The sequence below is a fragment of the Arthrobacter sp. Y3225116 genome (assembly GCF_059091245.1).
On sequence record NZ_JBNHGL010000457.1, the window covers coordinates 1 to 1,113 of the forward strand.

At 73.4% G+C, this 1,113-nt stretch carries 1 protein-coding gene; it reads right to left on the bottom strand.

Features of this window, described 5'->3' with window-relative positions; genetic code table 11:
* On the bottom strand, positions 1-1,112 hold a 1,112-nt coding region (locus AC5RV2_RS18265; protein WP_494093503.1), incomplete at its 3' end, for an RNA polymerase sigma factor.
* Position 1,113: the final 1 nt, after the last annotated feature.

Sequence of the window (1,113 nt, forward strand, 5' to 3'; positions counted from 1 at the left end):
CGGGCCAGCATCTCGCCGCGGACGCTGGGGAGCAGGTGGGAGCCGCTCAGGGCGCCCTCCGAGGCCAGCCGGTCCACGATGGCCAGGGCGGTGGCGGGGCCAGTGGCCATGGACACTGCCACAGCGCGGTTCAGTTCCACCACCGGGCTCGGCGCCACCCGGCCAAGCGCCTCGTAGAGCAGCACGATCTGCGCCCAGTCGGTGCCGGCGACGCTGGGGGCGGCCGCATGGCATTCGGCGATGGCTGCCTGCAGGGCGTAGCTGCCCCGGCCCCGGCCCAGCAGGTCGGCCCTGGCCAGGGCAGCACGGCCGCGTTCAATCTGGGCCCGGTCCCAACGCGTCCGGTCCTGGTCGGCGAGCAGGACCGGGCTGCCGTCGGGCCGGGTGCGGGCGCCGAAACGCGACGCCTGGAACTCCATCAGGGCCACCAGTGCGTGGGCTTCGGGCTCCCGGGGCACCAGTGACACCAGGACGCGTCCGATCCGCAGGGCTTCGCCGGCCAGGTCGGACCGGATCCAACGGTTCCCCGAGGTCGCCGCGTACCCTTCCGTGAACAGGAGGTAGACCACGCGCAGGACGGCGCCCAGCCGCGGGCCCCAGTCGTTCGGTTCGGGGACTTCGAAGGGCACCTTCGCCGCGGCCAGGGTCTTCTTGGCCCGGACGATGCGCTGTTGCACGGTGGCGACCGGAATCACGAAGAGCCGGCCGATCTCCTCGGCGGACAGGCCGGCGACCACCCGCAGCGTCAGGCATACCTGCGCTTCCCGCGAGAGCACCGGGTGGCAGGCGGTGAAGACGAGCCGGAGCACGTCGTCGGGTACGGGGTCCCAGGCCAGGTCTTCCTCGTCGCGCAGCCCGCGGGCCAGCACCTGGTAACGGTCCTCCAGGCGTTCGGCCCGCCGCCAGGCGTCAATGGCCCGGCGCCTGGCCACGGTGGTCAGCCACGCCGCCGGGTTGCGGGGGATCCCGGTGTGCGGCCACTGGACCAGCGCATCGGCCACGGCTTCCTGCGCGACGTCCTCGGCGAAACCGACATCCCCGGTGGCACGGGCCAGGGCGGCGACAATCCGGGCGCCCTCGATCCGCCACAACGCATCGATCCGGCGCCGGATC